Consider the following 8,432-nt stretch of genomic DNA (forward strand, 5'->3'; position numbering starts at 1 on the left):
TTCCAGGGACAACCACACCCTGTCCTTCGGGGGCAGGGTCACATTCGGGAGGGCGACGAACGAAGGGAAAGAGGGGGGGCTCCAATTGGGGGGTGGCCCCCCCCCGTCTTTTAGGGGCGCGGGGCTGTTTCGTTATGCGGCTCCGCCGCGTGGGCGCGACCAGCCCAGCACGGTCCGCAGCCGAAAGCCGCGTCCCTTTCAGACTCAGCTATGCGTACGCAGCAACGTCCGCATGGTCCGCATCGCGACAGACAGGTTCGCGAGATCGAACGCGTCCGAGCCCTGGATCTCCTCCAGGGTGCTGCGGGCGCGGCCGAGGATCGCCGCGTTCTTCTCCTCCCACGCCTTGAAGCGCTGCTCGGGCGACGACTTGCCGTTGCCGACCGAGAGCACGTCCTGGGTGAGACCAGCGTGCGCCGCGTACAGGTCCTCGCGGATGGACGCGCGGGCCATGGACTGCCAGCGGTCGGCCCGCGGCAGCTCGATGATCCGGTCCATCAGCTGGGTGATCCGCAGCCGGTCCGCGAGGTCGTAGTACACCTCGGCGACGGCCAGCGGGTCCTTGCCGGTACGGCCCGAGATCGCCACGACGTCGAGCGACGGGAACGCGGAGGAGAACCCGGCGACCCGGCGCGCGAGCACGTCCGGCACCCCGGCGGCGGTGAGCTCGTCCAGGATCGACTGGTACCACTCCAGGTCCGCGCCCTTGAGCATCTTCGCCAGCTCGCCCCAGACCTTCTCGACGCCCTCGGCGAAGTCGGCGATGGTCTCGGCGATCTGGAGCGGCTGCGGCCGGTTGTTGAGCAGCCAGCGCGTACCGCGCTCGACGAGACGGCGCGAGTGCAGCCGGATGCGGGTCTGGACGTCGGCGTCGACCTTGTTGTCGAGCGCCTCGACCGCGTCCCACACCGCGCTCAGACCGAAGATCTCGCGGGCCGCGGTCTGCGCCCGGACGATCTCCTCCATGGACGCGCCGGTCTCCTCCCGCAGCCGGTGCAGGAAGGTCGAGCCACCGGTGTTGACCGTGTCGTTGACCAGGACCGTGGTGACGATCTCGCGGCGCAGCGCGTGCCCGTCGATGGCCTCGGCGAACTTCTCGCGCAACTGCTCCGGGAAGTACGCGTGGAGCAGCTTCTGCAGGTACGGGTCGTCCGGCAGGTCCGTGTGGATCAGCTCGTCGGCCACCGTGATCTTGGTGTACGCGAGCAGGACCGCCAGCTCGGGCTGGCTGAGCCCGCGCCCGTTGTTGAGCAGCTCGCGGATCTGGCGGTCGGTCGGCAGGAACTCCAGCCCCCGGTCCAGGTGGCCGTCGCGCCCGAGGCGGCGCATGAACCGCTGGTGGGCGTGGAGCAGCGACGGCGACTGCGCGACCGCGTTGGCCAGGGCCGTGTTCTGCGCGTAGTTGTTGCGCAGCACCAGCTGGCCGACCTCGTCGGTCATCTGGGCGAGGATCTTGTTGCGCTGCTTGACGGTCATGTCGCCGTCCGTGACCAGACCGTTGAGCAGGATCTTGATGTTCACCTCGTGGTCGGAGGTGTCCACGCCCGCGCTGTTGTCGATCGCGTCGGTGTTGACCTTGCCGCCGTTGCGGTCGAACTCGATCCGGCCGAGCTGGGTCAGACCCAGGTTGCCGCCCTCGCCGACGACCTTGACCCGCAGGTCCTCGCCGTTGACGCGGATCGCGTCGTTGGCCTTGTCGCCGACGTCCGCGTTGGACTCGGCGGACGACTTCACATACGTACCGATGCCGCCGTTCCACAGCAGGTCCACCGGCGCCTTGAGGATCGCCTGCATCAGCTCGGCGGGCGTCAGCTTGGCGACGCCCTGCTCGATGCCGAGGGCCGCGCGCATCTGCGCGTTGACCGGGATCGACTTGGCGGTACGCGGGTGGATGCCGCCGCCCGCGGACAGCAGCTCCTTGTTGTACTCCGCCCAGGAGCTGCGGGGCAGGTCGAACAGACGGCGGCGCTCGGCGTACGAGACCGCCGCGTCCGGGGACGGGTCGATGAAGATGTGGCGGTGGTCGAAGGCGGCCACCAGGCGGATGTGCTCGGAGAGCAGCATGCCGTTGCCGAACACGTCACCGGACATGTCACCGACACCCACGACCGTGAAGTCCTGGGTCTGGCTGTCGTGGCCGAGCTCGCGGAAGTGCCGCTTGACGGACTCCCAGGCACCGCGCGCGGTGATGCCCATGCCCTTGTGGTCGTATCCGGCGGAGCCGCCGGAGGCGAACGCGTCGCCGAGCCAGAAGTCGTAGCTGATCGCCACGTTGTTGGCGATGTCCGAGAAGGTCGCGGTGCCCTTGTCGGCGGCGACCACCAGGTAGGTGTCGTCCTCGTCGTGGCGCACCACGTCGGCCGGCGGCACGACCTCGCCCGCCACCAGGTTGTCGGTGATGTCGAGCAGCGCCGAGATGAACGTCTTGTACGAGGCGATGCCCTCGGCCAGCCACGCGTCGCGGTCCACGGACGGGTCCGGGAGCTGCTTGGCGACGAAGCCGCCCTTGGCGCCGACCGGCACGATGACGGTGTTCTTCACCATCTGCGCCTTGACCAGGCCGAGGATCTCCGTACGGAAGTCCTCGCGGCGGTCGGACCAGCGCAGACCACCGCGCGCGACCTTGCCGAAGCGCAGGTGCACGCCCTCGACGCGCGGCGAGTACACCCAGATCTCGAACGCCGGGCGGGGCGCCGGCAGGTCCGGGATGGCCTGCGGGTCGAACTTCATCGAGACGTACGCGTGGGGGTTGCCCTCGGCGTTCTTCTGGAAGTAGTTCGTCCGCAGCGTCGCCTTGATGACGGTGAGGAAGGAGCGCAGGATGCGGTCCTCGTCGAGCGAGGCGACCTGGTCGAGCGCGCCGTCCAGCTCTTCGAGCAGACCGTCGGTGAGCTCGGTGCCCGCGCTCTGGCGGCCCGGCGACATCCGCGCCTCGAAGAGCGAGATCAGCAGCCGGGTGGTGTGGACGTTGTCACGGAGGGTGTCCTCCATGTAGTCCTGGCTGAAGGTCGAACCGGCCTGGCGCAGGTACTTGGCGTAGGCGCGCAGCACCATCGCCTGGCGCCAGTTGAGCCCGGCGCGCAGCACCAGCGAGTTGAAGCCGTCGTTCTCGGCGGCGCCGGTCCAGGTGGCGGCGAAGGCCTCCTGGAAGCGTTCGCGGGCGTCGTCCGCGAGGTAGTCGCCACTGCCGTTGAGCTTCTTCGGCAGGCGCAGGCCGAAGTCGTAGATCCACGCGTGCGTGCGGTCCGCGCAGCGCAACTCGTAGGGGCGCTCGTCGGTGACCTCTACGCCCAGGCGCTGGAGGACCGGCAGCACGGCCGAGAGCGAGACCTGCTCGCCGATGCGGTAGATCTTGAAGCGGCGCTCGCCGGGCGCCGCGTTGACCGGCTCGTACAGCGAGAGCGCGAAGTCCTTGCGGCCGTGGGTGAGCTGCTCCAGGTGGACCAGGTCGGCCACGGCGGCGCGCGGCGAGTGGTCGGCCTTGTAGCCCTCGGGGAAGGCGTGGCCGTAGCGGCGCAGCAGCTCGGCGGCGCGCTCCTCGCCGCACTCGGCGTTCAGCGCGTCCGAGAAGCCGTCGGCCCAGGAGCGGGCGGCCTCCACGAGGCGGGCCTCGATGCGCTCGCTGTCGGCGTCGGTGAGGTCGGGCAGCACGGTGCCGGCCGGCACGCGGACCACGAAGTGGAGCCGGGAGAGGATCGACTCGGTGTTCCAGGCGGTGAAGTCGACGCTGGTGCCGCCGAGCTCTTCCTTGAGGATGTCGATGAGCCGCAGCCGCACGCCCGTGGTGTAGCGGTCGCGGGGCAGGTAGATCAGCGCCGAGTAGTAGCGCCCGTACTCGTCCTGGCGCAGGTAGAGGCGCAGCCGGCGCCGCTCCTGGAGGTAGAGCACCGAGGTGACGATGGAGCGCAGCTGGTCGGCCGGGGTCTGGAACAGCTCGTCGCGCGGGTAGGTCTCCAGGATCTGGAGCAGGTCGCGGCCGTCGTGGCTGTTGGGCGAGAACCCGGCGCCGCGCAGCACCTCGTCGACCTTGCGGCGCACGACCGGCACGCGGCGGACCGACTCGGTGTACGCGGCCGAGGAGAACAGGCCGAGGAAGCGGCGCTCGCCGATCACGTTGCCGTTGTCGTCGAACTTCTTCACCCCGACGTAGTCGAGGTAGGAGGGCCGGTGCACGGTGGACCGGCTGTTGGCCTTGGTGAGCACCAGGAGCTTGTGCTCACGGGCCTTGGCGCGCGCGTCGGCGGGCAGCCGCTCGAAGGACGGGCTGACCGGATGCCTGTCGTCGCCCGCGTGCTGCGGGTCGGAGCGCAGGATGCCGAGGCCGGTGCCGGGCACGGCCGCCAGCGAGTCGTCCTCGCGCAGCTCGTACTCGCGGTAGCCGAGGAAGGTGAAGTGGTCGTCGGAGAGCCAGCGCAGCAGCTCCCGGGCCTCGTCCACCTCCTCGTCGCGCAGGTCGCCGGCCTTGGGCTCCTTGGGGAGCTCGTCGGCGATGCGCAGCGAGGCATCGCGCATCTTCTCCCAGTCCTCGACGGCCTCCCGTACGTCGGACAGCACCCGCAGCAGATCGGCGGTGATCTGCTTCAGGTCGGCGCGGTCGGTCTCGCGGTCGATCTCGACGTGGATCCAGGACTCGGTGAGCGCGTCGTGCGGCAGGCCGCCGCTCTGCGCGGCGGTGTCCAGGACCTCGATGAGCTTGCCGGTCACATCGCGGCGGACCACGACCTGCGGGTGGATCACGACGTGGATGCCGCGGCTCTGGCGGGAGAGCTCATTGGTGACGGAGTCCACGAGGAAGGGCATGTCGTCGGTGACGACCTCGACGACCGAGTGGCTGCACGTCCAGCCGTTCTCCTCGACGGTCGGGGTGTGCACCCGCACGCTCGCGGTGCCCTGTGGGCGGTTTTCGGCCAGCCTGTAGTGCGACAGGGCGGCGCCGAAGACGTCGACCGGGTCGCGGTCGGCCAGGTCCTCGGGAGCGGTGTGCAGGTAGTAGCGCTGGAGGTACCCGAGGACGGCGTCCTGGCCAGGACCTTCCTCCCCCGTGGACCCGGTAGTGGCTGCCCGGTCCTGGGGGGCGCCCCCCAGACCGCCGGGGCCCCCCAACGGGCTGTTCTCAGCTACCCGGGCGGCCCTTGCGAGCAGCTCGGCCTTGGCTTCGTCCAGCTTGGTCTGCATGTCCTCTGGCTCCTGTCGCGCGCCGTTGCGTGACGTAGGTAGAAGCGGCGCAACGCCACGACGCGGGGTGTCCGGTCGAAGTCGACGTTATGCCGCGATGAGAGATGCCCGGGTCGTTACTGGCCATTTTCGGCGAAGGGCCCGGGATACGGGAACCAGCGAGGGCCCGGGCACTGTGGCACTCCGGGCGCAGGGCAGAGGCGTCAGTGCCCCTGCGGGATATCGCGCTGATCACGGGTCAAGGCTATCGTCCCGCCCCCCCGAACCGTCACGAGCCGTATGTGTACAAAAGCGGGGCCCGAAGTTTGACACTCTGGACAGCGACGCGCGCCGTCCGCGTGCCCTCTTGGCAAACCGGTCGGGCCGGGGCACGTTTGCCCCGTACACGCGGTGCGCCGAGCGGCACCGCGCACCGCACCGCGCACACCCTGAGGAACAGCGGGGCGAAGAGCCCCGCGCACCCTGTACGAACCAGGCACGCACGGTCGACTCCGGGAGCACCGATGGCAGCCAAGATCCTGATCGTGACCGGCGACGCGGCGGAGTCGCTGGAGGTCCTCTACCCCTACCAGCGGCTGCGCGAGGAGGGCTACGACGTCCACATCGCCGCCCCCGCCCGCAAGAAGCTCCAGTTCGTGATCCACGACTTCGAGCCGGGCTTCGACACGTACACCGAGAAGCCGGGCTACACCTGGCCGGCCGACCTGGCCTTCTCGGAAGTCGATCCCGGCCAGTACGCCGCACTGGTGATCCCGGGCGGCCGGGCGCCCGAATACCTGCGCAACGACCCCGAGCTGCGCAAGCTCCTCAAGGCCTTCTTCGACACGGACAAGCCGGTCGCCCAGATCTGTCACGGACCCCTCCTGACCGCCGCGATCGGCGGCCTCAGCGGCCGCCGGGTCACCGCGTACCCCGCCCTCGAACTCGACATGCAGGCCGCCGGCGCCAGCTTCCGCGACGCGGAAACGGTCGTCGACGGCACCCTGGTCTCCGCCCGCGCCTGGCCGGACCACTCCGCCTGGATGCGGGAGTTCCTCACGGTGCTGCGGGCGAAGGCGCCGGTGGCGTAGCCGGGCGCGACACCGACCCCTCCGTGCGGCAGGAACCCCTCCGGGCACCCCTGAGCACCCCTGGGCGCCGTGTGCGGGGCGTCTCCGGGCGTCCCGCACCATCCGGCGCCGCAGAGCCCACCGGGTGCCTACGAGGCCGTCAGCCCGCCAGCAGCTCCGCCGTCTCGACCGCCTCCGCCAGCGTGTCCACCACCGGCACCCCCGCCAGCGCGAGACTGGCCCTGCTGTGCGACCCCCCGGTGAACAGCACCGCCCGCGCGCCTACGTGCGCGGCGGCCACGGCGTCGTCCACCGCGTCCCCGATCACCACGATCCGGTCGGGGGATATCCCCTCGCCCGCCTCCCGCAGCAGCGTCAGATGCCGCACCATGTGCTCGGCCTTGCTGCCGTGCGAAGGGCCGGTGCGCCCGTCGACGCGCACGAAGTGCTCGGTGATGCCGTGCCGCCGCACGATCGGCACCAGGTGCTCGTGCGGCGCCATCGACAGCAGCGACTGGCTGCGCCCGGCCGCCCGCCGCGCGGCGAGCAGCTCGGCCGCGCCCACCGTGAGCGCGCAGGCGTCCGCCCGGAGCCAGTAGTGCTTGTGGAACGCCTCGTCCATCACGAGCCACTCCGCCTCGGTCGGCAGCCGCCCCATCAGCCGCTCGTAGAAGCGGGGTATCGGCACGCAGTACAGCTCGCGGTACCGCTCCAGCGTGATCGGCTCCAGGCCGAGCTCCGCGAAGGCGGCGTTGGTCGCCTCGATGACCGTGGCGATGTCGTCGAGCAGTGTGCCGTTCCAGTCCCAGACCAGATGCGTCGTGCGTTTCCCCATGCCAGAACGGTACCCACCCCCACTGACAACGGACCCCGTTCGGGCCCATGAGGTGCCCAAGAGTGCAGGTCAGCCGGGCCGTCAGCCGATCAGGTTGGGAATCTCCTGCACCCCGAACCACAAGAGCTCGTGGTCCTCGGCCCCGTCGACCGTGAACTGCGCGTCGTCGTCGCCCTGGTCCGCCGCGCCCAGCGCGCCGGCCGCCGCGGCGACATCGGTGACCGCGTCGTCCGAGTCCACGTGCACCGCGGCCGCCCTGGCCAGCGGCACCGGGCCGGCGATCCGCACCTCGCCCAGCGCGCTCGCGTCCAGGCCGCGGTCGGGGTCGGCCGAGGCCGCACCGTCGGGCACGTCCACGGCGACCACGACACGGCGCCTGGCGGCCTCCGGGTCCCCTGCGAGCAGCCGCAGCGACGCCGCCGCGGCCCGGCTGAGCGCCGCGTACTCCAGCTCCTCGATGTCGTCCGTGACGTACCACTCGCGCAGCCCCGGCGTGACGGCGTAGGCGGTCAGCGGGCCGGGGCCGAGCTCTCCCGCCGTGTGCGCCGTCGCGAGACCAGGGAGGGTCAGAGGGAGGTACACGCGCATGACAGGCCGCTCTTTTCTGGTCGGAGGACGCACTCAGGATACGTGCGGGAGTCCCCCTTCGGGTTGCCCGCGCGGCGTCGGAGGCATCGGGGTGCGTGCCGCCGGATTCCCCGCCGCGACCGGCCCAGCCGGGCCTCGTATCACCCTGATAGGTGAATCTCCCGGGCCCCACCCCGCCCGTCCCGCCGCCCTTGCGACCGGCACCGCCGCCCCCGTACAAGATCCCCAACAGAAAGCTACTGGCCGGTATCAAAGGGGGCGACAGAGATGAACAGGACCGACAGGACGCGGACCGACGCGCGGACGGACAGGGCCCGACCTGCGGGCCGCAGCGACCGCGTGGGGCCCGGGCCCGGCAGGCCGGGCGCCACCGCCGCGCTCGCGCGGCGCCAGCGGCTGCCCCGCTACTGGTTCGCGGAACGCCTGCTCGCCGTCCTCAGCGGCCACCGCCCGGTCCACTGGATGCTGGGGCACACCGTCGGCGAGGCGTACGAGCAGCTGGTGCTGCTCGCCCCGGCCAGCCCGCTGCGGGCCTCGGGGCGGCCGGTGGTGCGGCACTGCGACGAGTACGTGCCCCAGCCGGGCGTCATCGAGGCCTTCGCCCGTATCGGCGCCGGCGACCACGTACGCGCCATGGCCTTCCGCCTGGAGCAGGGGGCCGACCTGCGCTGGCGCTGTGCGGCCGTAGAAGTGGGGGGGGGGGGGGGGGGGGGGGGGGGGGAGAGGGGCGGGGGGGGGGGGGGCGGGGTAGCAGGGTAGCGAGCGTGGTCGGCGCATCCAGCGGG

Annotated in this window: 5 protein-coding genes; 2 read left to right on the plus strand and 3 right to left on the minus strand. The window is 71.1% G+C overall.

The window, feature by feature from the left end:
* Positions 1-204 precede the first annotated feature (204 nt).
* Complete coding sequence (locus ACZ499_RS10105) at positions 205-5,175, minus strand: NAD-glutamate dehydrogenase (protein ID WP_468673553.1); 4,971 nt, start codon at positions 5,173-5,175, stop codon at positions 205-207.
* A 503-nt stretch (positions 5,176-5,678) separates the two neighbouring features.
* Here ACZ499_RS10105 and ACZ499_RS10110 point away from each other — a divergent pair.
* A complete protein-coding gene (locus ACZ499_RS10110; protein ID WP_385538807.1) occupies positions 5,679-6,245 on the plus strand; it encodes a DJ-1/PfpI family protein in 567 nt (188 codons plus the stop codon).
* A gap of 139 nt (positions 6,246-6,384) precedes the next feature.
* Here ACZ499_RS10110 and ACZ499_RS10115 read toward each other — a convergent pair whose 3' ends face one another.
* Both ACZ499_RS10115 and ACZ499_RS10120 read right to left on the minus strand, forming a co-directional pair.
* On the minus strand, positions 6,385-7,059 hold the full coding sequence (locus ACZ499_RS10115) for an HAD family hydrolase (protein ID WP_468413353.1): 675 nt from the start codon (positions 7,057-7,059) through the stop codon (positions 6,385-6,387).
* A gap of 81 nt (positions 7,060-7,140) precedes the next feature.
* Positions 7,141-7,647, minus strand: a complete 507-nt coding sequence (locus ACZ499_RS10120; protein WP_468673554.1) for a DUF6912 family protein — start codon at positions 7,645-7,647, stop codon at positions 7,141-7,143.
* Positions 7,648-7,914: 267 nt separating this feature from the next.
* Here ACZ499_RS10120 and ACZ499_RS10125 point away from each other — a divergent pair, with 267 nt between their 5' ends.
* Positions 7,915-8,406 carry an Rv3235 family protein gene (locus tag ACZ499_RS10125; RefSeq protein WP_468673555.1) on the plus strand — a complete coding sequence of 164 codons (492 nt, stop codon included), beginning with the start codon at positions 7,915-7,917 and terminating at the stop codon, positions 8,404-8,406.
* Positions 8,407-8,432: the final 26 nt, after the last annotated feature.

This window comes from Streptomyces sp. NPDC031265, from assembly GCF_055570295.1.

Excerpts from the sequence above, each read along its gene's own strand:
- ACZ499_RS10125 (WP_468673555.1), top strand. The coding sequence starts at position 7,915 with ATGAACAGGACCGACAGGACGCGGACCGACGCGCGGACGGACAGGGCC.
- ACZ499_RS10115 (WP_468413353.1), bottom strand. The coding sequence starts at position 7,059 with ATGGGGAAACGCACGACGCATCTGGTCTGGGACTGGAACGGCACACTG.
- ACZ499_RS10120 (WP_468673554.1), bottom strand. The coding sequence starts at position 7,647 with ATGCGCGTGTACCTCCCTCTGACCCTCCCTGGTCTCGCGACGGCGCAC.
- ACZ499_RS10105 (WP_468673553.1), bottom strand. The coding sequence starts at position 5,175 with ATGCAGACCAAGCTGGACGAAGCCAAGGCCGAGCTGCTCGCAAGGGCC.
- ACZ499_RS10110 (WP_385538807.1), top strand. The coding sequence starts at position 5,679 with ATGGCAGCCAAGATCCTGATCGTGACCGGCGACGCGGCGGAGTCGCTG.